Origin of the sequence: Vibrio penaeicida (assembly GCF_019977755.1) — a bacterium.
Lineage (GTDB): Bacteria > Pseudomonadota > Gammaproteobacteria > Enterobacterales > Vibrionaceae > Vibrio > Vibrio penaeicida.
In genome coordinates this window covers 3,977,300-4,001,682 of the sequence record NZ_AP025144.1, presented here as the reverse complement: position 1 = coordinate 4,001,682, position 24,383 = coordinate 3,977,300, and the positions used below count along the sequence as shown (strand labels likewise).

23 protein-coding genes are annotated in these 24,383 nt (G+C 45.4%); 15 read left to right on the top strand and 8 right to left on the bottom strand.

Annotated elements, in window-relative coordinates; genetic code table 11:
• The first annotated feature begins 298 nt into the window (after positions 1-298).
• Complete coding sequence (locus LDO37_RS17850; protein WP_126609439.1) at positions 299-2,827, top strand: class I adenylate cyclase; 2,529 nt, start codon at positions 299-301, stop codon at positions 2,825-2,827.
• Positions 2,828-2,897: 70 nt separating this feature from the next.
• Here LDO37_RS17850 and cyaY read toward each other — a convergent pair whose 3' ends face one another.
• A complete protein-coding gene (gene cyaY, locus LDO37_RS17845; protein WP_101115631.1) occupies positions 2,898-3,212 on the bottom strand; it encodes an iron donor protein CyaY in 315 nt (104 codons plus the stop codon).
• Between the two features lie 75 nt (positions 3,213-3,287).
• Between cyaY and lptM the strand changes: the two genes are divergently transcribed.
• The 7 genes from lptM to LDO37_RS17810 all read left to right on the top strand — a co-directional run bounded on the left by lptM (position 3,288) and on the right by LDO37_RS17810 (position 10,635).
• Positions 3,288-3,404 carry an LPS translocon maturation chaperone LptM gene (gene lptM, locus LDO37_RS30395; RefSeq protein ID WP_411757107.1) on the top strand — a complete coding sequence of 39 codons (117 nt, stop codon included), beginning with the start codon at positions 3,288-3,290 and terminating at the stop codon, positions 3,402-3,404.
• Positions 3,405-3,430: 26 nt separating this feature from the next.
• On the top strand, positions 3,431-4,684 hold the full coding sequence (gene lysA / locus LDO37_RS17835) for a diaminopimelate decarboxylase (protein WP_101115633.1): 1,254 nt from the start codon (positions 3,431-3,433) through the stop codon (positions 4,682-4,684).
• 10 nt (positions 4,685-4,694) lie between these two features.
• Entirely contained in the window at positions 4,695-5,525 is an 831-nt protein-coding gene (dapF, locus tag LDO37_RS17830) for a diaminopimelate epimerase (RefSeq protein ID WP_126609440.1), read from the top strand.
• 36 nt (positions 5,526-5,561) lie between these two features.
• On the top strand, positions 5,562-6,266 hold the full coding sequence (locus LDO37_RS17825; RefSeq protein ID WP_126609441.1) for a DUF484 family protein: 705 nt from the start codon (positions 5,562-5,564) through the stop codon (positions 6,264-6,266).
• A complete protein-coding gene (xerC, locus tag LDO37_RS17820) occupies positions 6,241-7,176 on the top strand; it encodes a tyrosine recombinase XerC (protein ID WP_101115636.1) in 936 nt (311 codons plus the stop codon). The genes LDO37_RS17825 and xerC overlap by 26 nt, the downstream gene beginning before the upstream one ends.
• A complete protein-coding gene (gene yigB / locus LDO37_RS17815) occupies positions 7,176-7,889 on the top strand; it encodes a 5-amino-6-(5-phospho-D-ribitylamino)uracil phosphatase YigB (protein WP_126609442.1) in 714 nt (237 codons plus the stop codon). The genes xerC and yigB overlap by 1 nt, the downstream gene beginning before the upstream one ends.
• A gap of 217 nt (positions 7,890-8,106) precedes the next feature.
• The gene (locus LDO37_RS17810) at positions 8,107-10,635 is read left to right on the top strand and encodes a bifunctional diguanylate cyclase/phosphodiesterase (RefSeq protein WP_126609443.1); all 2,529 of its coding nucleotides are present in this window, start codon (positions 8,107-8,109) and stop codon (positions 10,633-10,635) included.
• On the opposite strand, the gene LDO37_RS17805 is transcribed toward LDO37_RS17810, so the two are convergent.
• From LDO37_RS17805 to LDO37_RS17795, 3 genes are read right to left on the bottom strand one after another with little or no spacing between them, the layout of a single operon-like run.
• Positions 10,632-12,041, bottom strand: coding sequence for a coniferyl aldehyde dehydrogenase (locus LDO37_RS17805; protein ID WP_101115639.1), 1,410 nt, complete (start codon positions 12,039-12,041; stop codon positions 10,632-10,634). The two genes, LDO37_RS17810 and LDO37_RS17805, sit on opposite strands and share 4 nt — an antisense overlap.
• Positions 12,031-12,669, bottom strand: a complete 639-nt coding sequence (locus LDO37_RS17800; RefSeq protein ID WP_126609444.1) for a tRNA-uridine aminocarboxypropyltransferase — start codon at positions 12,667-12,669, stop codon at positions 12,031-12,033. Before LDO37_RS17800 ends, LDO37_RS17805 begins: the two co-directional genes overlap by 11 nt.
• Before the next feature lies 1 nt (position 12,670).
• Entirely contained in the window at positions 12,671-14,209 is a 1,539-nt protein-coding gene (locus tag LDO37_RS17795) for a hypothetical protein (protein WP_126609445.1), read from the bottom strand.
• A gap of 324 nt (positions 14,210-14,533) precedes the next feature.
• Here LDO37_RS17795 and LDO37_RS17790 point away from each other — a divergent pair, with 324 nt between their 5' ends.
• Entirely contained in the window at positions 14,534-14,986 is a 453-nt protein-coding gene (locus tag LDO37_RS17790; protein WP_126609446.1) for an EVE domain-containing protein, read from the top strand.
• 4 nt (positions 14,987-14,990) lie between these two features.
• Here LDO37_RS17790 and LDO37_RS17785 read toward each other — a convergent pair whose 3' ends face one another.
• Together LDO37_RS17785 and LDO37_RS17780 are read right to left on the bottom strand one after the other, a co-directional pair.
• On the bottom strand, positions 14,991-15,851 hold the full coding sequence (locus tag LDO37_RS17785) for a Cof-type HAD-IIB family hydrolase (protein WP_126609447.1): 861 nt from the start codon (positions 15,849-15,851) through the stop codon (positions 14,991-14,993).
• A 132-nt stretch (positions 15,852-15,983) separates the two neighbouring features.
• Positions 15,984-16,982, bottom strand: a complete 999-nt coding sequence (locus LDO37_RS17780; protein WP_126609448.1) for an alpha/beta fold hydrolase — start codon at positions 16,980-16,982, stop codon at positions 15,984-15,986.
• A gap of 78 nt (positions 16,983-17,060) precedes the next feature.
• On the opposite strand from LDO37_RS17780, the gene rhtB reads away from it, so the two are divergent.
• From rhtB to arsJ, 6 genes are all read left to right on the top strand, one after another.
• Entirely contained in the window at positions 17,061-17,678 is a 618-nt protein-coding gene (rhtB, locus tag LDO37_RS17775) for a homoserine/homoserine lactone efflux protein (RefSeq protein WP_126609449.1), read from the top strand.
• A 102-nt stretch (positions 17,679-17,780) separates the two neighbouring features.
• Positions 17,781-19,040, top strand: a complete 1,260-nt coding sequence (locus LDO37_RS17770) for an EAL and HDOD domain-containing protein (protein ID WP_126609450.1) — start codon at positions 17,781-17,783, stop codon at positions 19,038-19,040.
• Between the two features lie 123 nt (positions 19,041-19,163).
• Complete coding sequence (locus tag LDO37_RS17765; RefSeq protein ID WP_126609451.1) at positions 19,164-19,496, top strand: metalloregulator ArsR/SmtB family transcription factor; 333 nt, start codon at positions 19,164-19,166, stop codon at positions 19,494-19,496.
• Positions 19,497-19,555: 59 nt separating this feature from the next.
• Positions 19,556-20,557, top strand: coding sequence for an ArsJ-associated glyceraldehyde-3-phosphate dehydrogenase (locus LDO37_RS17760; protein ID WP_126609452.1), 1,002 nt, complete (start codon positions 19,556-19,558; stop codon positions 20,555-20,557).
• Positions 20,558-20,569: 12 nt separating this feature from the next.
• Positions 20,570-21,073, top strand: a complete 504-nt coding sequence (locus LDO37_RS17755) for a cyclin-dependent kinase inhibitor 3 family protein (RefSeq protein ID WP_126609453.1) — start codon at positions 20,570-20,572, stop codon at positions 21,071-21,073.
• Between the two features lie 116 nt (positions 21,074-21,189).
• Positions 21,190-22,413 carry an organoarsenical effux MFS transporter ArsJ gene (gene arsJ / locus LDO37_RS17750; RefSeq protein WP_126609454.1) on the top strand — a complete coding sequence of 408 codons (1,224 nt, stop codon included), beginning with the start codon at positions 21,190-21,192 and terminating at the stop codon, positions 22,411-22,413.
• 75 nt (positions 22,414-22,488) lie between these two features.
• Here the strand turns inward: arsJ and LDO37_RS17745 are convergent, their stop codons facing one another.
• Entirely contained in the window at positions 22,489-23,292 is an 804-nt protein-coding gene (locus LDO37_RS17745) for an inositol monophosphatase family protein (protein ID WP_126609455.1), read from the bottom strand.
• Positions 23,292-24,368 (bottom strand): ABC transporter ATP-binding protein, encoded by a 1,077-nt coding sequence (locus LDO37_RS17740; RefSeq protein ID WP_126609456.1) that lies wholly within the window; start codon positions 24,366-24,368, stop codon positions 23,292-23,294. Before LDO37_RS17740 ends, LDO37_RS17745 begins: the two co-directional genes overlap by 1 nt.
• Positions 24,369-24,383: the final 15 nt, after the last annotated feature.

Sequence of the window (24,383 nt, the reverse complement as noted above, 5' to 3'; positions counted from 1 at the left end):
AAGTATTACTGTTTCGTCACACCTATAGTCTGTGTGGCTATCGATCTCGATATTAAGAAAAATATATGTGATCGGGATCTCAAATGTTCTTAGGTCTATTATTACTATATGGTAGAAGGGATGACACTTAATGCGGCAGGGCAATATGTAGGAAAAGGAAGAAAGCAGGAGTTCAGGATATACGCTTATTCTTTACCCTTGAACATTAAAGTGTTAAATTGATCACGTTTTTGTGGCGATTGTGAATGCACTTTGAACAAAAACATCAATTTAACTTACATATCAAGGAATCACCCCCTTGCAGGCATTTACCGAAACTCTTGTTCACAGATTGGATTTGTTGAATCAGCAGCGTATTGATCGAGCATTGGCTCTGATGGATACGCAAAGTCAACGCGTATTCCATTTACTGCCTGCTCTCCTTCACTTTAATCATCCGTCCATTCCTGGTTATCTCGAAAGTCACGTTCCCTATGGCATTTTGGGCTTCTCATTAAATCAAACACAGCAGCAGTTTGTTGATGATACGGAGCTGACGCTAGGCGAATCGTTGGAAACATCAAACGAACCTGGAATTCTAGCGCTCTACACCATGGGCAGTACGTCCTCTATCGGACAGAGTACATCTAGCGATTTGGATGTCTGGGTGTGTGTATCGCCATCGATGCCCAAACACGACAGAGATAATTTGACCAATAAGTGCTTATTGATCACCGATTGGGCAAAAAACTTAGGCGTAGAAGCCAACTTTTTTCTGATGGATGAAGAGCGTTTTCGAAGCAATCGCTCGGAAGAGATGACAGGGGACAACTGTGGTTCCTCACAACACTTGTTATTGCTTGATGAGTTTTACCGTTCTGCCGTAAGGCTGGCTGGACAAAGATTACTTTGGCAAGTTGTGCCTCCAGAAATGGAGGAAGCGTATGATGATTACGTTGAAAAGCTCGTCAAAAATGGTGAGATAGATCGTAATGAGTGGATCGATTTTGGTCAGCTCGATCGCATTCCTGCTGAAGAATATTTTGGCTCCAATTTGTGGCAGTTATACAAAAGTATCGATTCGCCGTATAAATCGGTTTTAAAAGCGATTCTTCTGGAAGCCTATTCTTGGGAATACCCAGCAACTCGCCTCCTTTGTATTGATTCTAAGCGCCGATTCTTTTCTCATGAGCCCGATCTCTACGGAATGGATGCGTATTATTTGATGCTTGAGAAAGTCACGCGCTATTTAGAGCGAGTGAATGATCAGCGCCGTTTAGATTTGGTTCGTCGCTGTTTTTATTTAAAAACTCACGAAAAGCTATCACGTGAACCCGGAGTAGGGTCGGTCGCATGGCGACGAGAAGCTCTGGGCGACATGGTGAAGCGTTGGCAGTGGTCAGACAGTGTGGTTGAAGAGCTGGATGACCGCCGCAATTGGAAAGTCGAGCAAGTGAAAGTGGTTCACCACGAATTGCTGGATGCTCTGATGCTGAGTTATCGCAACTTAATTCAGTTTGCGCGTCGAAACGACATTACTTCAGCCATCAGCCCGCAAGACATCAGCATACTTGCGCGTAAGCTTTACGCTGCTTTTGAGGTGTTACCTGGCAAGGTTACCTTACTCAATCCTCAGATTTCTCCTGATTTGCACGAGGCTGATTTAAGTTTTATTCAAGTATCACCTGGTCGAACAAATAAACAAGGTTGGTATCTTTATAAACAGCCTTTAGATCCAAGCGCCATCATTGGTCAAAAATACCTAGAACATAATGAATACCTGAGTAAATTGGTCGCGTGGTCTTTCTTTAATGGTTTGATAACCGAGTCGACGCGTTTGCACTCCGTAGTGCGAGAAGCGGAATTAGATATCGATAAGTTCTACCAAATGGTCAGTGATTTGCGTAACACGTTCTCGTTGCACAAACGTCGTCCTACAATGGAAGCTCTGGGTAGCCCCTGTGAAATTAGTCAGCTCGCCATGTTCATCAATTTTGAAAACGACCCTACTGTTGAATTGAAGGGCAAATCGCTCAAAGTTGACTTGAAAGATATTGATATTTTTAGTTTTGGAGAAGAGCACCGAAGCTTAGTCGGCAGTGTAGACTTGGTGTATCGCAATTCATGGCATGAAGTTCGAACATTACATTTCACGGGTGAAACGGCGATCTTGGATGCTTTAAAAACCGTCCTAGGAAAAATGCACCAAGATGCGTTGCCGCCAGAATCAGTCGACGTATTTTGTTATAGCAAAAATTTGCGGGGTGTTATGCGTAACATGGTGTACCAGCTTTTGGCTGAGTGCATAGAGTTACGTTTGAAGCCTGTAGAGCAAGAGAAACGTCGTCGCTTTAAAGCCATTCGAATTGGCGAACAAATGTATGGGTTGTTTTTTGAGCGCCGTGGTGTTTCAGTTCAGAAGCTTGAAAATTCTGTTGATTTCTACAGCAGTATTTCGACCAATAAACTGAAAGGTTCGCCGTTGATGATGCTCGACAAAGAGCAGGATTATCAGATGCCAGATGTCGTCGATAGTTTTGCCAGCGAGGGCTTGATTCAGTTTTTCTTCGAAGACACTGTTAAAGGTTTTAATATCTATGTGTTGGATGAAGCGAACCGAGTGGAAGTTTATCACCAGTTTAGCGGTGACAAAGACGAGATGATCAGTAACGTTAACCGCTTCTATACGTCAAATCAGGATGAACTCGAAATTAGCGCCAAGTTTATCAATTTTAACTTGCCTCAGTATTATCAAATCATCAATCCTGAAGATGGTGACCCTTACGTTGTGCCTTATCGCAGCGACTCTTCACCACAGAATCGTTCGAATAATGCAGTGAATGCATGAAAGAATGAGTTTCCCCAGATCTTAAAAAGGAGCGCTTAGCGCTCCTTTTTTGCATTGCTCGTATTTGGGTTTATACCCAATCTATCGATTCTTGTGCGTGCTTTTCACACTCTTCTTTTACCATGGCGATCAGCTCAATACCTGTCTTCGAGCAAATCCATTCACTACCTTGTAATTTGAAGTGGAAACCACCCGATTTTGAAGCAAGCCAAATCTCGTGCATAGGCTCTTGTCGGTTGATGATTATCTGAGAGCGGTTTTCAAATTCTAGGGTCATAACGTTACCCGACGTTTCATAATCGATGTCCGCGCCTGAATCATCTATGGCTTCTTCGATAGTTTGCAGCTGCTCATCCACTAATTGATGAAATTCAGTATCGTTCATCTCTTATATCCTATTGCTTTTCCTGAGTGTGGTGCGATTATAGGGGGCATTGAATTATTTATCACGAATTGCAGCATGAAAAAGTCAATCACGGCACTTTTAATGTTTGTGGTACTCGGTCTTGCCGGGTGTGGACAGACTGGAGCGCTTTACTTACCAAGTGACTCCGAGCAAAACGAACAAACGCAATAGCAATAAAAGAATACAGGGATACAACATTGGATTACTTTAATTATCAGGATGATGGTCAGCTTTGGGCTGAGGACGTCTCATTAACTGAATTGGCGAATCAATATGGAACGCCATTATACGTATACTCACGTGCAACGTTGGAACGCCATTGGAACGCGTTTGATAAATCAGTGGGTGATCATCCCCACCTAGTGTGTTATGCCGTGAAAGCAAACTCCAACTTAGGTGTGCTGAACGTATTGGCCAGACTGGGTTCTGGTTTTGATATTGTATCTCGTGGCGAATTAGAGCGTGTTATCGCTGCTGGTGGCGATCCTGCAAAAATTGTTTTTTCTGGTGTGGGTAAAACCGCGGACGAAATGCGCCGTGCGCTGCAACTGAATATCAAATGTTTCAATGTCGAGTCAGAGCCAGAGCTAGAGCTACTCAATAAGGTAGCGAAAGAGCTGGGTGTTGTAGCACCAATCTCATTGCGAATTAATCCCGATGTAGACGCTAATACTCACCCATACATTTCTACAGGTTTGCTAGAAAACAAATTTGGTATCGCCTTCGATCAAGCGTTGCGCGTTTACAAGTTTGCTCAAACGCTTGATAGCCTAGATATTCAAGGTATTGATTGTCATATCGGCTCCCAGCTAACGGATATCGAACCTTTTATCGACGCAGTCGATCGTTTGCTTGGCTTGATTGATCAGCTAAAAGCAGAAGGAATAGAAGTTAAGCACCTTGATGTAGGTGGTGGCTTAGGCGTGGTATACAAAGATGAACTACCACCGGAGCCTTCTGATTACGCCAAAGCATTATTAGGCAGATTAACGAACCACTCTGACTTGGAGCTGATTTTCGAACCAGGTCGTGCGATTGCTGCAAATACAGGTGTATTGCTGACGCAGGTTGAATTCCTAAAACATACCGAACACAAAAACTTTGCGATTATTGATGCCGCAATGAACGACTTGATCCGCCCTGCACTGTATCAAGCATGGCAAGATATCGTTCCTGTTGTACCGCGTGAGGGTGAGGCAACCAACTATGATTTGGTTGGTCCGATTTGCGAGACTGGTGACTTCTTAGGTAAAGACCGAGCTTTGGTTCTGGAGCAAGGTGACTTGCTTGCGGTTCGCAGTGCCGGCGCTTACGCATTCGTGATGTCTTCTAACTACAACACACGTGCACGAGCTGCGGAAGTTATGGTTGATGGCAAACAAAGCCACTTAGTTCGTCAACGTGAAGAGTTGAGCAGCTTGTGGGAACTGGAACAAGTGTTACCGGAGTAATGTAAAACACATGCACTTTCATTTTTCTAAAATGCACGGATTGGGTAACGACTTCATGGTTGTGGATTGCATTACCCAAAATGTGTTTTTCTCTCCGGATTTGATCCGCCGATTGGCGGATCGTTATACCGGAATTGGGTTCGATCAGCTGCTGGTGGTTGAAGCGCCTTACGATCCAGAAACCGACTTCCATTATCGTATTTTCAATGCGGATGGTAGCGAAGTGGAGCAATGTGGTAATGGCGCGCGTTGTTTTGCTCGTTTTGTCAGAATGAAAGGCTTAACCAATAAACACGCGATAGGCGTCAGCACCAAGAAAGGCAAAATGGTGCTCAATATTGAAGATGGCGATCAGGTTACGGTCAATATGGGCGAACCTGTTTTTGAACCTTCTAAAATTCCATTTAAAGCCAAGCAAAAAGAGAAAACCTACATTCTGCGTGCTGATGACCAAACTCTATTTTGTGGTGCCGTAAGTATGGGTAATCCCCATGTGGTTACCGTCGTTGATGATATATCCACGGCCGACGTCGATAATTTAGGACCTCTTCTGGAATCACATGAACGCTTCCCTGAGCGAGTAAATGCTGGCTTTATGCAGGTTGTATCCCGCAATGAAGTCAATTTGCGAGTGTACGAACGCGGAGCAGGGGAAACTCAGGCTTGCGGAAGTGGTGCTTGTGGGGCTGTTGCCGTTGGTATTGTGCAGGGCTTACTTGATGAAGAAGTCACCGTACATTTACCTGGAGGCGATTTAAAAATTCGCTGGCAGGGACCCGGCAAGCCACTGTATATGACTGGACCAGCAACCCACGTGTTTGACGGTCAATTAAGCTGTTAGGGTCTACAGAGCCCGATGTTCTAAAAAGGAAACGTTTTGTCTTATCCAGAAGCGGATGCACTCACGGCTGAAATTGTTGCCGAATATCTGCAAGATAACCCTGATTTTTTCCAGCACCGTTCAGAGCTGGTTGGTCGCTTATCGATTCCACACCAACAACAAGGTGCGGTTTCATTGGTCGAAGTTCAGCTGAATCGCCATCGTCAACGCATTGAAGAATTGGAAGAAGAAATCACTCAGCTTATGTCACTTGCGGCGAACAATGATCGCACGTTTCACGAGTTTATGGATTTGCAGCAACAGGTGCTTAATTGTGACAACTTGACTCAAGTTGCGCATTGCATTGAGCAAAAATCCAAAGACTTAGGCTTGAAGGGCTGGATGAAAATTTTTGAATGTCCAGATAAGAACCATCATTTGGAACAAGAGCAGTACCAGCGTTTTGCGACGAATCACTTTAATGGGAAAGACGCCTTTTTGGGACGCATGAAGCAGACGGATCGTGCATTGCTGTTTTCCGATGACTCTGTCCCAGAGCTCGGTTCATTTGCAGTCTTGCCTATAATCAGAAAGAAGCCGTTGGGAATCATTGCCTTTTCCAGTGACGACGGCGGTCATTTTCAACCGAACATGGACACCTTATTTTTACGTCATTTGACGCTGGTGGTCAGCCATTTGGTAGAAAACCTTTCATGGCAGTCTGATGAGAAAACCCATGTCCAACGCACCTCTTCCCAGTGATATTCAAAAGCCTCTCGATCGTTTCTTTGAATTTTTAAGAAGCGAGCGAGGGCTTAGCCTCCACACTCAGCGTAATTACAAACTTCAACTTCATAGCATGGCCGAACATCTTGTTTCTTTGGGGCTAAATAATTGGTCTCAAGTCGATGCAGCTTGGGTTCGCCAGTTAGCCAGTAAAGGCATGCGAGATGGCATGAAAGCCAGCAGCATCGCAACTCGACTATCTTCACTCCGTTCGTTCTTTGATTTCTTAATATTGCGCGGTGAGATGCAAGCAAACCCCGCAAAGGGAGTGTCTGCTCCACGTAAACAGCGCCCATTGCCGAAGAACTTAGATGTGGATGAAGTTGGTCAGCTACTCGAAGTGGATGAGAACGATCCACTGTCGGTGCGTGACCGTGCCATGATGGAGCTGATGTATGGTGCCGGTTTGCGTTTAGCTGAATTGGTGAGTATCGATGTTAAACATATATCGATGTCCAAAGGGGAGCTACGCGTTGTCGGTAAAGGTGACAAAGAACGAAAAGTGCCTTTTTCTGGTATGGCGAAAGAGTGGGTAAAAAACTGGCTCAAAATGCGAGGAGAACTGGCATCCTCAGATGAACCCGCGCTCTTTGTATCGAAACTGGGCGTGCGGATTTCTCATCGAAACGTGCAAAAGCGGATGGCGGAGTGGGGACAAAAGCAATCTGTCGCGAGTCATATCAGCCCACACAAACTCAGACACTCTTTTGCCACTCATATGCTTGAATCCAGTGGTAATTTACGTGCGGTACAAGAGCTGCTTGGGCACGAGAACATCTCTACCACCCAAATATATACTCACCTTGATTTTCAGCACTTGGCAACGGCTTATGATAAGGCACACCCAAGGGCACGTAAGAAAGACTCGAGCAATAAGGACGACTGATGCGCGTTTACCGTAGTATTCCCACTATTAAAGCCATGACATTTGATTTGGACGATACGCTGTACGACAACAGACCAGTCATACTGAGGTTGGAATCAGAAGTCTATCAATGGATTGCACACCATTACCCTAAATGTCAATTGATAACCAAAGACGACTGGCTGACGTTTAAGTATCTTGCCAGAGTCAACAATCCAAATTTGGCTAGTGATGTGACGTTACTTCGCCGAGCGCAGTTAGCGTTGGGTTTAACGCATGTTGGATATGACGAAGCGGATATCCCCGGCATCATCGATAAAATCATGGAACAGGTGCTTTATTGGCGGCATCAGATAGACATTACAGACGAAACACACCAAGTCCTACGTCAGCTATCCAAACGTATGCCTTTGGTCGCGATTACCAATGGCAATGTTTACCCTGAAAGAATAGGGTTAGATCAGTATTTTTCACAGGTACTGAAAGCGGGACCCGACGGCGAAGCAAAACCGCATCGCGAGATGTTCGACAAAGCGGTGTCGTTTTTAGGTTTGAAACCCAGTGAAATATTACATGTAGGCGATCATCCCGTGAGTGATGTTTTGGGTGCAAAAGAAAATGGATTTGTCGCATGTTGGTTCAATGATCAGGCGTGTAACACCATCACCTCAAAGAAAATGCGAGTACTCCCCGATATTGAAGTGACCCGATTGAGCTACTTACTCAATATATAGTGGTATCACTTGCATAGATGGATTGTGAGTGCACACTTACGCTAGAGTTATTGTTTTGTTGTGCTTGCCTTTCACTTGGTCGCAAAAAAATTGGAGCGTTATCACTAAAAACTGAAATATTATTAGCTAATTGATAAAAAGTTGATCCGATGCGTGTTTTCTAGAGGAATGCTAACGTTATAGTGGCAAAAATCACGTTCTGTTAATAATTTGTAATATGCAATGTCATTCGATTTTGGCTCAAGATCTCAGTCAGCTACAGGCTGAGGTATTAAGCTACTCGCCAGACCCAAACGCAAACCATCTAATACAAATCTTTTCTACGCAATCTCCTGAGCTTGTTGTTGAATATAGCCGACTGATGAAACAGCGTTTTCCACACAGTACTATTCTGGGTCAAAGTACCAGTCATTGCATTAAAGATGGAAGTATTATTAATCTCGGCACATTGGTTGTGATCACCGAGCTAGCCGAAACACGTTTGACATCTTGTCTGGTGCAGTACACTGGGAATGCTCAGCAAGATGGTGAAGAGCTTATCGAGCATTTGAATGTAAGCGAAGAGACCAAAGCAGTCATCTGCTTTGCAGAGCAAGTTAATGATCAAGACACCCTACTTTTTGGCTCTCAAGATTATGAGGTGTTTGGTGCATTTAATGAACTGACATTTGAGTTGCCCGTTGCCGGTGGTTTGTCGCAGCCTAATTTGTTTGGGCGTTGGGTGTTATGGAACGACCAAATTCATCGACAAGCATGCGTTGCTGTTGCCCTTCATAATCCTAAACTTCAAGTTTGGCGTGGCTGTTACGCTGAATGGAATCCAATTGGTCGAAAGTTTCGAGTGTCTTCTGCCAAGAACGGCGCACTTTACGAATTAGATGGTATTCCTGTTCAACAAATCTATGACCGATATCTAGCCGATGGCAACCCAGTTCCTTTCGAACAGCTTTATGATTTCCCATTAATGAAAGGCGAAGCGAGTCAGCAAAAAGTGCAAATTCCTGTTCGACAGCTGGATGATGGGGCAATAGAGTTTGATACTCAGTGGCGTGTAGGAGATGAAGTTCGATTCTGCTACAACCACCCTTCGCTTACCGAAGAACAGGTTCGAGTCGGTGCACGCCAGCTCGACGTGAATAAACCAGAAAGCCTGTTTATCTACAACTGTTCATCGAGACTGGAATTCGTGGATGGGTTCGATGAAATCAGCCCATTTGCATCGGTTGCAAAAGTCAGTGGCGTGTATTGTTTGGGTGAGTTGTACCGTGATGTTAACCATCAAACCATTATGCATCATAGTTTGACGTATTTAGCCATGCGTGAACATGAAGTTGCAACGCAAATAGATGCCATCCAGCAAGATCGCTTTCAACATCAAATGTCGCCTTTGTTTTCCTTGATACGTAATGCCATCGCCGATGTCGACGATATGCAGGAAAACATGGAACACGAATTACTGGTGCAAGCACATCGACTAACAGAAAGTTACCGCCATGACAGACGAACGGGTTTACCCAATCGCTCTGTATTGAAAGAACGATTGGCGTCGATCAAAACAAATGAACACCTTCTAACGATAAAACTCGCTAACTTTAGCCAAGTGAATGAAAAATATGGGTATAAGGTAGGTGACCAGCTACTCGGTGATCTGAGCCAATACTTCAAAGAACAACTTTGGCAACGATTTGGCGGAGACTCTGAACTGTACAGCATAGGGGTAGGCGAGTGGGCTGCGGTTTTTTCATCTCACCATACAGGGCTGTATATTCGCCACTTATTTACCGAGCTGGTGGACGAGATAGAACATGTGAATTTTGAACCTTTTGGCTTACCTGAATTGGATTGTTTATCGGTTTCGATATGTGGAGGTTTGGTCAGTCGTCGTGATTTTCCGCAAGCAAGAGTCGAAGAGCTTTTGATTAAATCGATTGAAGCTCGTCGCCATGGCATGAAAAACAATCGACACATGTGTAACGCAAAGTTACTTGAGAAAGAAGAAGAAAACCGACAAGAGCAATTGAATTGGCTGTCGTCGGTGAGTCGAGCGGTATTGAATCATAAGGTCGTTGCCTATTCTCAACCCATATTTGCTGCCCATAGCCACAAGAAAGTGTCTGAAGAGTGTTTGGTTCGAATTCAAGAAGGCAACCAAATCATTCCCCCAGGGAAATTTCTCCCTGTTATCGAGGGGACGCACATATACACCCGACTCAGCCGGCAAATGCTCACGAGTGTCTTTGAGTTGATGTCCCATCGTGAAGGATCGTTCTCCATCAATTTGTCTCCACAGGATTTGATGAGTGACAAAACTCTGTATTTGCTTGAAAGCGCTTTGCAGAAAATGGTGAATCCAGCACGAGTTGGGATAGAGGTTTTAGAAACCGAACAAATCAAAGACTACAGCCGAATGAGAGAAGTGTGTAACCACTTCAAGCAGCTCGGCGCAAAGATTGTTGTTGATGACTTTGGCTCTGGTTATTCAAATATTGATGAAATCATCAAACTCGAACCCGATACCATTAAATTGGATGGCAGTATCATTCGAAATATAGATAAAGACCGAAGGCAGCGCCAAATTGCCATGCAGCTAGTCCAGCTTTGCCATGTATTTGAAGCCAAAACAGTTGCGGAGTTCGTGCACAACGAGCAGGTCTGCCGCGTGGCGGAAGACCTGGGGGTCGATTACTTGCAAGGGTTTTATTTGGCCGAGCCTTCCCCTTTGTTATCCAAAGCTAAGGTTTGTTAGCGAAGGAGCCACTTACGCACTAGCTGGTGGATGCTGCGAAACGGTGGGTGAATCATTCTAGTTGGGTACAGTTTTTTTCGAGCCACGACAGTGCGCTGGTTGCTGAACGTCAGGAACCCTTCTTTTCCGTGATAGCTGCCCATTCCTGATGTCCCGACGCCGCCAAACGGTGCATCTTCTGCCACAACTTGCAATATAGTGTCGTTCACACACGCACCACCTGATTGTGTTTTTTCCAACACTTTACTGACACTGTTTTTATCGTGGGAAAAGACATAAAGCGCCAACGGTTTTGGTCTTTGATTTACGTATTGAATGGCGTCATCAAGGGATTTATACGCCACAATTGGCAAGACTGGGCCGAAGATCTCGTTTTGCATCAATTGGCTGTCTTCCGGTGCGTCCATCACTAACTGAGTGACCATTTTACGTTGATTACTGTCTACCGAGTATTTGTTGGCGGGTTCAATCCATGCTCCACCTTGCTCTGCTTCGTCGAGCCATGATTGCAAGCGGTCGAAATGCGCTTGGCTGATGATGCTGGTGTAGCTTTCGCAATTCACACCAGAGGGGTACAGGTAACCAAAGTGATGTTTATAAGCAAAGACAAATTCTTTCGCCTTACCTTCTGGAATCATAACGTAATCGGGTGACACGCAAATCTGCCCAGAGTTGAGCGTTTTGCCATAGACCAATCGCTCAACCGCGTCGTTCATGTCCATATCTGGAGCGACAATAACGGGGCTTTTTCCGCCTAACTCTAAGGTGACTGGTGTTAAGTTTGACGCTGCGGACTGCATGACTTTTCGTCCTACTTCGGTGGAGCCAGTGAACAGTAGGTGGTCAAAGGGCAAGGAAGAAAATTGCGCAGCGATGGTGGCATCCCCTTCCACGATGTGGACGAGCTCCGACGAAAACACACTTTTAAGCAGCTTAATCAAGACTTGGTTGGTTCTGGGGGTAAACTCGCTCACTTTTATCATGACTCGATTGCCTGCCGCCAACGCAGTAATCAATGGACCTATCGACATAAACACAGGAAAGTTCCATGGCGCAATCACCCCGATGACACCTAAAGGCTGGGGGTGAACTCGGACGCTAGACAAAGCCAGCACTAATCCTGTTTTACGCCTTTCTGGCTTCATCCAGCTTTTTAGATGCTTCAGCGAATATTTAATTTGCTGAATGCACGGGAGGATATCGGTAAGTAGCGTTTCATAGTGATGCTTTGCACCAAAATCTTTTGCTGCCGCTTCACAGAGCGCGTCTTGATGATGAAGAAGCGCTTCTTTTAGTGCTGTGAGTCGTTGTTTTCGTTCACTCAAACTCGGATGCTTTTCACCTTCAAACGCCAATTTTTGTCGGTGAAATTGTGCAATCAACGGGTTGCTTTGATTATTGGTCATGATTGCTTCCTTTCCATTGATGCCCACTTTTGTCGGCTTGATAGACATTTAGGTAATGTTCAAAAAACTGTTGTAGCTGCTCACTACTATTGTTGTTAGGCAGTGTGGTGCGATGAGATAGAGATAATAAATGGATACCCACCTCCAGTGTGCAAAAATGCCCTGAAGTTTGATTTCTGCGAAGGGAATAACACGAATCTCCAGACATTTGAATATGCCAGTGAGGCAGCGCCTTAAGCCAATCGCTCCGGTTATACATTTTTTGTGCTTCCTGCCATGTGCCATCCAATACAATAAACACGATGCGCTTTGAACAACCCTGAATCGCGGTCGGCGTTAACAATCGGCTGTTGTCATTAGGAAACAGTAAAATGGGTTGATGGTTTGGGCTTTCCAAAATAGCCGTCAACTCCGCTGGAATGCTTGTACGGCTCCACTCAAATACTTGGCATTGCGCCAATGATTTACGCAGCCATTGACCTGTGTTGGTTTCACGTCGAGTTTCATTCGGGTGTGTCAGAAGCACCAAATCCCAATCTGCTACCAGGCTAGGTAGGCTGTCGCACACACAGTTAAATGTGAGACCGCAACCGCGACAACTTTCTATGATTTGCTTCTTTACCGCCATGCTACATTTGTACTCCGCTTTGCGGCGCTTTTCCGTCAGCAAAAAGGGTGACAACGGATTGAGAAGAAGACCAAAGCTCTGGAGCACTGCTCGGGTTTATTGGGTAACTGATACCATCGAAAGACAGCGTATGTGTGCTGGAACCTTGTGCGTTTTTAACGTTCATCTCTAGATCATGCCAACCAAGCTTGTTGTGTTGGCTGACTTTGAAAGGCGTTTGTACTTGAGTCACTCTTGAATGAAAGCGCCAAAGACTGCCTTTGTCTTCAAAAATTAAAAGAGTGCAACCGGCATTATTACACCAATCAAGATAAGTGAGTAATTCTGGTTTTCCATCTTGATTGAGATCGTACTTAAGCCAGCGGTATCGCGTGTTGGCAGGGTCGGTTTTATGAAGCGTGAAATACTGACGAAGCGCCTGATCGACATTGGCATCAAATTCAGAAGAAGATGAGATCGTGGCTTCTTTAAGCGTAGGATTAGGGGTATTGTCGGACGCTGTCAATTCACTGGTGTATGACTGACTGTCGGCAAACAGTTCCAATCCATTCCCTTGAATGGGGTATACCACGCCATTCACTTTTTCTTTCACCGCTTTTAGGCTCGAACCTGAGCGTGTATAAATACGCTCGGAAAGCAGAGGTTGGTTTTGGTAGTGTGTCATCGTCACTTTGATTTGATCCGGATTGAGCTGCTGCCAGTATCCTTTTTCTTGTGTGCTCGGATCGCCATTGCTGTAGTGGTAATGCGTATTGGCGCTGTGATCAGAGTTGAGCTCCAATTGCACTGAAAACCCTTGGCTCTTTGTACTGGTAGCGCGATAGCTTCCAAGCCAGTCGTGACTAGAATCACCATTAGAAAGTGCCCCACAGCCTAGATATTGGCTGTTTTTGGTCTTTAATGTTGCAGACCAACTGAATACATCCCCACTGCTGGTATCAACACAATGTGCTCGAGTGAATACGAGATTACCGTTATCGAACTGGTAGGTGCGTTTTAGTGGCGAAATTTCTGTTTTTCTCACCGTGTAGGATTGGCTCTCTTTACCTAATACAGCCAGTTGGATTTGGTCTTGCTCAAATGTGGCTTTCCAGAAAGGTTCGCTACCTGTGGCATAGGTTGAGTGTAATGGTGATGCACAACGCAACGGAGATTGTGCACTAACGTGGTTAATGCCCGTTACGACGAAGCGCGCTGCAAAATCGGCGGCAAAGCCATCTTGAGGTGGCGGGGCTAAGTAGCCAATCATTTCGCCATAAAGCGGTTGATATGGGCGCTCCACTAACCCTTGAATACGTTGGAATGCTTCTGGTGTAATATCCAGCCAGTATTGCTGTTTTCCGCCACATGGGGCTATGGTTCGAGTTTCATGCCCTAATACGACTTCACCATGCAACATAAACGTTTGTGGCACGATTTCAGGCTGATCAATAGTGACAGGAGTAGGCTTTTCAGGCTCGATTTCTGGCACCTTTGTTTGTGCACAGCCCTGTAATATCAGCACGCTACCGATGAAAGTCGAAAAAATCAGGGATTTCATTAAAATTAACCTCAAGCCAGCCTTCGAATTATGTGAGAAGTATTATACTCAAACTCCCCCAAGATACAGGATTCAGAGTTTTATCTTCTGATTAAGTTCAAGCCTTTCCACTCTTCATATTTAGAGGCGCTGCGAAATGACTCGTCATTTTCAAGTTCTTTGACGATGAGATGAAGTAAAAGATAAACTCCCTAGGGCGAGTTTGCTTGGCTTTCATACTGCGTTATCAATCCTCGATTTAGTGCCCTAAAGCTTCAAATTGATGCCTTGCCTGAAAGCCAATCAATTCTCGCTGAACCTAGTATTTTGAGGGAGTTTGAGTATATGCCATATTGGTTATTTAAAACTGAACCAGATGAGTTTTCTATCGATACTCTACGGGTGAAAAATGTATCGTGTTGGGAGGGAGTACGCAATTATCAAGCGCGTAACATGATGCGAGATGAGATAAAAGTCGGCGATTTGGTGTTTATCTACCATTCATCTTGCAAACATATTGGTGTGGCTGGAATTGCGAAAGTGACGAAAGAATCGTATCCCGACCATTTCCAGTTTGATGCAAAAAGCGACTACTTCGACCCCAAGTCTGATCCCGATAACCCACGCTGGGTTATGGTGGACATCGAATTTGTTCGTAAACTCGATAGGCTGATTCCGCTGGCTAAGCTTAAGTCTTTGCCCGAGTTGAGTGAATTACCTTTGGTTAAAAGAGGAAATCGCCTATCCATTATGCCGGTGTCCGAGCAAGAATGGCAGACGATTCTGGATCAGGAGTAGGGAGTTAATCTTTTCCTATCAAATGATTTTCTAGATAGTGTGCAACGGCGTCGTTCGCGTTGCTGCCAATGATTTCGTTGTTTGGTAGGGCAAGCTTCACTTTTTCATGGGATGTTTCCATGATTAATCCCTTGCCCGCCATGGCTAACATTTCGACGTCGTTCATGCCATCACCAAAAGCAATGCAGTTTTCAAGACCAAAGCCCAACTGCTTGGCAACGGCATCCAATGCTTCCCCTTTTGATACTCCAGCCGCCATGACTTCTAAGCACCACGGTGTCGAGAATGCGATATTCAGTTTGTCGCCAAATACGTCATTCAATTGGCTTTCAAATTGAACCAAATGTTCATGATCAGGGTAGGTGAAAAACAATTTAGCTATTCCATCGGTTGGTGCGTTATTTACCTCAAAGCGTTGATACGTAAAGCCGGATTCCTCATGGAAGTTTTTGAGTTTTTCGTCTTCCCGATCCAATAACCACGATTCATTCTGATACAGGTGAATAATGATGTCTTTGTCTTCTTTTATGATATCGATGACAGGTTGCACCAACTCAGAAGGCACATTTTGGCTGTACACCAAGTTATCGTTGGTGTCGTGTACACGTGCGCCATTTGACGTGATCATGTAAGCAGGAATACCCACTTGGCTGCGAATTCCTGCAACGTCGACGTGGTGCCTACCTGTTGCGAAAATGAAGTGAATGCCTTGTTGATGCAGGGCTTTCAGCGTGGATTTACTGAATTCACTTAGCTGGTGGTTCGGCGCAAGGAGTGTACCGTCAAGGTCGGAAGCAACGATACTGAAGTTGGCATGGTCAATATCAGAGCCGTTAAGATTGGAATCGCTAGCAGTGGTCTTCATAGGGTGTGTAGGTACTCGACGTTATTAATAAGGAAATTATCACCCTAGTCTAATTCAGTCTCATGACAAAAAAGAGGGTAATTCCGTATTTCCTCTTTTAGGAACCTATTCTTTTTTGATTCGGCTAATTGATTACTCTTTCGATGTATTCCCTTGAAAGAACCTGAGAATACTTTCAAGGGCAGCGTTGCGTATATGATCTCGTTCGAACAGTAATTCATGCCTAGAATCGGGCAAGCTAACCATGTGTGTAACGCGTTTCTCTCGTTTTAGGTTTTGAATAAATTCTGATTGCGCTTGATTGCTCACGATAATGTCATCGCCCGCTTGCAGCAACAGCAGTGGTGTTTTTATGTCGGCGGCTTTATCCACACAGGTTTGCGCGGCTGTCAGGCTCTGCCATACCCAGCGGCTACTTGGCCCACCGAGCTTGAGTTGTGGCATGGATTCATATAAATCTCGGAACCACGTATAGCGTGTTTTGCTAAACGTAAGAGGGTTATTCTCGAAGGGTTTACTCCAATACGCCCCTTGACCCGGTGCAAAATTGGGTTTGTTTGAAAAGGTATCAATAAGCCCACTAAGAATCTTCGCAACTGGGCGCATGTACCAAGATAGGTTTACCCCAAACATAGGGGCGCTCAGTGCCGTTGCAACAAACGGGTGATTGGCGTGGGTTTGCAAATACCGAGTGATGATTGCTCCCCCCATTGAATGCCCCAGTAAAAAGGACTGTTCGTAACGCGAGAAACCGAACTGTTCAACCATTAAAGCCATGTCGTCTACGTAATCGCCAAAGTCCATCACATGCCCTAATTCGGGGTTTTCGGTGAGCCTATCCGACAAACCTTGACCTTGATGATCGTAAGAGTAGATATCGTAACCTTGTTGGAATAAGTCGAAGAAGAGTTCTTGGTATTTCCACGTACTTTCGATACGCCCGTTCACGACCATAATGGCTTTCGTGTGCTTAGGTGAAGTCAGAGAGATCCAGTAAAGGCGGCGGCCATTGGTGCCCTGCGAGTAACCGTGTTGCCTTTGTTGCCAAAAAGGCGCAATCTGTTGGGCATAATATTGCGAAAAAGAGTCTTCCTGACTGAATGTGTAGTTGGAGGAGGCGAATTCGCTCATGGTTTTCTCTGTTAGATTGTCGACTATAGGTATATTGTACGCTGAAAGTGACGATTGAATGTAAAAAGGATTGCAGAAATGGATACCCAAGTTTTGTTGACCTATATCGCCACCGCAATCATTTTTAGTTTCGCACCGGGCTCAGGAACTGTGAACTCGATCAGTAATGGTATCAATTATGGGATACGCAAGTCGTTACCCGCGATCTTGGGTTTACAAATTGGGCTTACCTTTCATATTGTCTTAGTAGGAGCAGGGATAGGCGCCTTGGTTGCACAGTCTGCAATAGCATTTACTGTGATCAAGTGGGTTGGAGTGGCCTATCTAATTTTACTTGGTATGCAAAAGTGGCGAGAAACCACGAGCTTAACCGTTTCTACAGAGCCCAAACAAGTGTCGGGATGGCAATTGATGCGGAGTGCCACTTTTATCAATTTGACCAATCCGAAGTCGATTGTTTTCCTCGTAGCCCTGTTTCCACAGTTTATCGATCCGGCTCAAGATCAGATGACTCAGCTTATTGTGCTTGGTGTGACCACCGTTGTAATTGATATTTTTGTCATGATTTTTTACACCGGAATGGCTGCGCATTTAGGTCGGTTTATCCGATCAGAAAAGATGATGTCGAGAATGAACCGGATTTTTGGCTCTATGTTTATCGGTTGCGGTGCTTTGCTGGCGACGGCAAGAGCTTAACGCATTGGTGGATATTAACAATTTGGACTACCGATACGCATGGAAATACGGTATCTTCTCGGACCAGTGATACCTTTAGTTTGTGGTTTTGGGTAATTATCTATGTACACCTATGTTGCACGGCAACCTATTCTGAATAATAAATGCCAAACCATAGGCTATGAACTGCTGTTCAGAGACGGGGAGCACAACGCATTTCCCGTTCATGTTGACTCAAATCGAGCGACCTACCGCTTGATCGTCGAGAACTTCCTTTCTTTTGGAAGTAGTGCGACCTCTAAAGCTTCTCGCTACTTCATTAACTTCCCTCACGAAAGTTTGGTTCGAATGCTTCCAATGGCATTGCCCAAAGAGCAAATCATTGTAGAAGTGCTGGAAACATGCCGCCCAACCGACGATTTACTGCACGCGATCCGTTACCTACATCGTCATGGCTACGCCATTGCGTTGGACGATTTTGATTTGGGCGCAGAGTGGGAGCGATTTGTTCCTTACGCAAAAATTATCAAGATAGACCTGATGCAAGTGGGTATCGAGCAAGCGTGCGAATACGTTCGTCAAAAGATAGCCGCTGGGTCAAAATGTAAATTCTTAGCTGAGCGTGTTGAAACGTATCAAGAATTTGAAGCGGCTCGTGAGGCGGGTTTCGATTTCTTCCAAGGCTTTTTCTTCAGTAAGCCTGAAGTTATCCGTAATCGCGCAGTTAAACCTGAGCAAATGCTTGCCCTTGAGCTCTTTCAAGAAGTTTGCCAAGCCGATGTCGACTACGATCGCGTCGAAATGTTGGTCACTCAAGATGTGACGCTCAGTTATCAATTACTGCGTTTTGTAAATGGAATGACGCCAAGGATTTCTGTGCCTATTTCCTCTTTTAGGCAGGCCTTGGTCTACCTAGGACAAGATAAGCTTAAACAGTTTGTTTCCTTGGTTGTTGCTTCTTATGTTTCGAACAAGAAACCATTGGAATTGCATAAGCTGTCGTTGCAGCGCGCGCGTTTCTGCCACTTAATGACTCGCTATCGCCCCTTTGATAGCCAACGTGATCAAGCGTTCATCATTGGGTTGTTTTCATTGTTGGATTCCTTTCTCGACCATTCCATGGACAGCTTACTTGAGCAACTCCCATTATGCGCTGAAATCAACATTGCGTTGCTCCAGCGTGAAGGGCCTCTGGGTCAGCTGTTAACGCTTGAAGAACGCTTTGAAAATGCTGATTGGGATGGCGTGGAAAGTTTGTGCCAATCACTGCAGCTGAAAGTGGACGATGTCCGAAATGAACTTCACGAAGCGATGAACTGGAGTGAGCACATGCAAGCAATGATTCTGACCAATATGAAGCCGCCCAAAGCCGTCGGTGGGTAATTGAGCTGCTTGACTCACTGTCCTTTCCTTATGTGACAATTCTATTAATTTGATCTTTCTCTCTTGACCTAAGTTCGTTATTTTTTAATATATATGGATATGCGAATATATTAAGAGATGGCTATGTTACCTCACCTGTTTTTCAAGATGCTGTCAGACGAAACACGTTTGAGATGCTTACTTCTGCTCGCCCGAGAAGGCAGCCTTTGTGTATGTGAACTAATGGATGCATTGGAAGAAAGCCAGCCCAAAATCTCACGCCACCTTGCGCAATTAAGACAATCCGGTGTGCTGTTGGATGAACGCCGAGGGCAATGGGTGTATTACCAAATCTCTTCAGAATTACCTGAATGGCTAAGCAATGTGATTGATGGTATTGCGACTTCAGAAAGTTTGAAAGTGCAGTATCAAGCCGATATAGAACGTTTGAATCGCGCTGAAAGACCATGCCAGTAGCTCCCAGTCACCTTAAAGTTACTTGGGTACAACAGTTTCCCTAAATGGAAGATAAAACGATGACGATTAAAGTAGGAATTAACGGTTTTGGCAGAATTGGTCGCCTAGCATTGCGCGCGGCGTTTGACTGGTCCGAAATCGAATTTGTTCACATTAATGATGTGGCAGGAAATGCAGAAACCTTAGGCCACTTGCTGGAGTTTGATTCCGTTCAGGGGCGCTGGCACCACGAAGTGAGTGTCGATAATGGTGATATTGTTATCAATGATCAGCGAATCTCGACGTCACAAAATGCTTCCATTGCGGATACCGATTGGTCGGGCTGCGACGTGGTGATTGAAGCAACGGGCGTGCATCGCAAAACCTCTTTCCTGAACCAGTACTTAGATCAGGGTGTAAAGCGTGTTGTGGTATCAGCGCCAGTAAAAGAAGAAGGCATAGCGAACATCGTGGTGGGCGTGAACGACCATATCTTCGACCCTGCGAGGCATAAAATTGTTACCGCAGCTTCTTGCACCACCAACTGCATTGCACCTGTTGTGAAAGTTATCCATGAGAAGCTTGGGATAGCGCAAGCGTCTTTCACGACGATTCACGACTTAACCAATACTCAAACCATTTTAGATGCGCCCCATAAAGACCTTCGCCGCGCACGCGCATGTGGAATGAGCTTGATTCCAACCACAACGGGCAGCGCGACCGCGATTGTGGAAATTTTCCCAGAGCTAAAAGACAAGATTAACGGACACGCGGTGCGCGTACCTTTAGCCAATGCCTCTTTAACCGACATCATTTTTGATGTGAAAAAGGACACCACTCCAGAAGAAGTGAACGCCTTGCTTAAAGAAGCATCTGAAGGCGAACTGAAGGGGATTCTTGGTTTTGAAGAGCGTCCACTGGTATCAATCGATTATAAAGGCGACCAACGCTCTACCATTGTCGATGCGCTTTCAACCATGGTTGTTGGAACGCGAATGGTGAAAATCTATGCGTGGTATGACAATGAAATGGGCTACGCGACTCGTACCGCTGAGTTGGTTCGTAATGTTGGTTTGGCATAGAGAGGAACAGACATGTCTCACCCCACTTGGAATTTAGATTTAGAAATCGGTGGTTTGGTTTTAACGCCTTGCCCAGGTACAAAAGGCGTTTCATTAGAGGATTCTCTGAAGCAGCTTCAATCTCAAGGTGTGCAAGCGATAGTCACTGCTTTGAGTGATGCCGAACTTGCCAGCAAAGACGTTGCAGAGCTTGGAGCATTAACCGAGCAATTGGGTATGAAGTGCTTTCAAATTGAAATTGAAGACGATTGCGCACCGAGCGAAGCGTTCGAAATTAAATGGCAAAACGCCAGCCCAGACTTACACGCCATTCTAGAAGAAGACGGTAACGTAGCCATGCACTGCATGGGAGGCTCGGGACGTACAGGTTTGTTCGCCGCTCACCTATTGCTAGAAAAAGGTTGGGCTCTGGATGACATCATCCGGGAAGTACAGGCACTTCGTCCGGGTGCGTTTACCAAACCCGTACAAGTTGATTACATCGAGCGTGTGGCATCCGACTATACATCGAAGTAAGGCGATCTCTCGTGAGCTAGATTGATCGTTTAAAAGCTTTGGGATCATGATGTTCTCAAAGCTCAATTACCTAGGTCGGCAGACCTCAGCCTTTACTGCCAAGCATGGGAGTTTTCATGTTTTCAGGTTTGAGTAAAAGTGTTCGCCAATACATGTTGGTGACGTTCAACTATTGGAACTTCACACTCACCGATGGTGCACTCAGAATGCTGGTGGTGTTGTATTTCCATGATTTGGGTTACAGCACGTTGGCTATCGCTTCGCTGTTTCTTTTCTATGAATTTTTTGGGGTCGTGACCAATCTTATTGGGGGTTGGCTAGGAGCGAGGTTAGGCTTGAACCGAACCATGAATATCGGTTTGGGAATGCAAATCGTCGCCTTGATGATGCTAGCGGTACCTGCGGTGTGGCTCACCATTCCTTGGGTTATGGCTGCACAAGCACTTTCGGGTATTGCTAAAGATCTGAATAAGATGAGTGCCAAAAGTGCCATTAAAACGCTGGTGCCAAAAGAAGACCAAGGTGGGCTGTACAAATGGGTCGCTATCCTCACTGGTTCTAAGAATGCGCTTAAAGGTGCAGGTTTCTTTATTGGTGGATTATTACTGTCTCTTATCGGCTTTAAAGCGTCGGTATTGGTGATGGCTGGTGTGTTGTCTTTGGTGTTGGTTGGTAGCCTAATCGCACTTGAAAGCAACATGGGGAAGGCGAAGAACAAACCGAAATTCAGCCAAATTTTCTCTAAGTCTGAAAGCATCAATATTCTTTCTGCAGCCCGTCTATTTTTGTTCGGTGCACGAGATGTTTGGTTTGTCGTGGCGTTACCTGTGTATCTCGGTTCAGTATTCGGTTGGGATCACCTATGGGTAGGCGGGTTCCTCGCGAGTTGGGTGATTGCCTATGGTTTGGTACAAGGTTTTGCGCCCAACATTACCGGTAAAGCGCAAGGGCGTGTCCCCGATGGCTCCGCTGCATTGTATTGGGCACTGCTGTTGGCAGGTATCACGGGTGTGATTGCATATGCCGTCCAAATGTCGTGGTATCCACAGTGGGTTATCGTCATTGGTTTAATGGTATTTGGGGCAGTATTTGCGGTTAACTCGTCTCTGCATTCCTACCTGATAGTGAGCTATGCCAAAGGCGATGGGGTTTCGCTCGACGTCGGTTTTTACTACATGGCTAATGCAATGGGAAGGTTGATAGGCACGGTATTATCTGGCTGGGTCTTTCAGGTGGCGGGATTGTCGGCATGTTTGTGGGTGTCGTTCGGCTTCTTAGTGTTAACCGCTGTAATCAGTATTAAGTTGCCCAAACATAAAGTAATTGAACCCGCCTCCTAACGTATAAGATAAGAGGCTGCTAATGATGCAGCCTCTTGTTTTGAGTGGAATCCGTGTCGAATTTTGACTGGATGCCTATTTGATTTGTGATTTAAGGTCAAATACAGACGACTTTGTTCCTGCTAATACTCGGGCACCATGCTTTATGGTGTAGTCGTTTAGCTCAAAATCGCAAGCGTACCCTTTTGATTCCTTTATTAAACAAATTCCGGCTAGACAGTCCCATGGGTACATTCTTGGTTCAAAATAGGCGACGAGTTTAGAAGCCGCTACTTGGGCAAGCATCAGCGCTCCGGAACCATTCCTGATCACTTGCCCGCCGTTACCGAGTATGTAATCTATAGTAGATACGACGGGCTCCTGCGAACCGAATCGATTAGTACCTACTCCGGTCATGCCATCAGATAGAGACAGCTGGTTGTTGATTATCATTTTTTGATTGTTTAGATAAGCTCCATTTCCAATTAGACCAGAGTAGCAATCCCCTTGGTTGGGGTCGTACACGACACCTATGATGGGTTCACCATTAGAAACAATGGCGATGGAGATACTCCACGTTGGAATACCAGACAGAAACATTTGAGTACCATCAATGGGGTCGATCACCCAAGTGTATTCTGAATCAGCATTATCAAACCCCAATTCTTCACCAAGAATGCCATCGTTTGGAAATTCTGACTTGATGAGTTCTCGCATTAGAATTTCAGTTTCGCGGTCGGCAATTGAAACGACATCGTGTGCATTCGATTTTTTCTCGACCGCTAGGGAAGCAAGATCATTGAAGTACTTCAACGCAAGAATACCTGCTTTATGAGCGATGGATATGGCGAACTGAAGCCGGCTTTCTTCCGGATTCGCCGCCGAATATTTTGTCGTCATTAAGATTTACCTCCCTGTTTCAACAGCGCGAGATCACTCTGCCTGAAATGGATAGATACTTCTTGGTTCGTGGATATATCACTGTTGGAGTTATCGGCGATGGCAAAAAGATCGCCAGCAGCCGTTTCTATTTCATACTCCATATGGTCCCCCAAAAATGACGCGACTTTGACTTTGCCAGACAAGGTGTTTGCCTCTGGGCTGGAGGATATTTGGATGGCACCGGGCCTGACGGCAAGCCGTCCGTTTCCGACTTTGGCGTGCGCACAATTCAGTTCGAAGGTGTAGCCGAGTACGTCAATTTTCGCGACACCCTCGTTAACCCCTACAACTAGGCAATCGACCAAGTTCGCTTCGCCAATGAAATCCGCAACAAATTCATTCTCTGGTTGTGAGTACAGCTCCTTAGGCGTTCCCACTTGCTCTATCTGTCCGTTATTCATAATGACAACTCGGTCGGATACCGCTAACGCTTCATCCTGATCGTGGGTTACATACAGTGCCGTCAGGTTGAGCTTTTGTTGAATTTCTCGAATGTCAGTACGCACTTTTCGACGCAATCGTGCATCCAAGTTCGATAAAGGTTCATCAAGAAGCAAAACCTGTGGTTCGAGTACCAGAGCCCTTGCAACCGCGACCCTTTGCTGTTGCCCACCAGACAATTCAGAGGGTAAGCGTTCCCCGTACCCATCCAAACCCACTAGGCTTAAACCTTCCTCTGCTTTCGTAATGGCCAAGTTTTTAGGCATGCCACCTGAAATAAGCCCATACTGAACATTCTCAGCAACGGACATGTGTGGAAAGAGGGCGTAGGACTGGAAAACCATCGCGACATCGCGTTCATTCGCCGGCAGGTTGGTGACATCTCTGCCACCAATTTTAATGGAACCCGAAGACGGATGCTCTAAGCCTGCTAGCATACGAAGGGTTGTTGTCTTCCCACAGCCAGAAGGACCAAGGAGTGTGACTAACTCCCCAGGTCGAAGTTGAAAGTCGAGATCGGGTACAGCAGTAAAATCGCCGTATTTTTTGCAGATGCTAGAAAAATCAACCGCACCTTTTTTTGAACTATTCATTTAGCTTAATTCCTT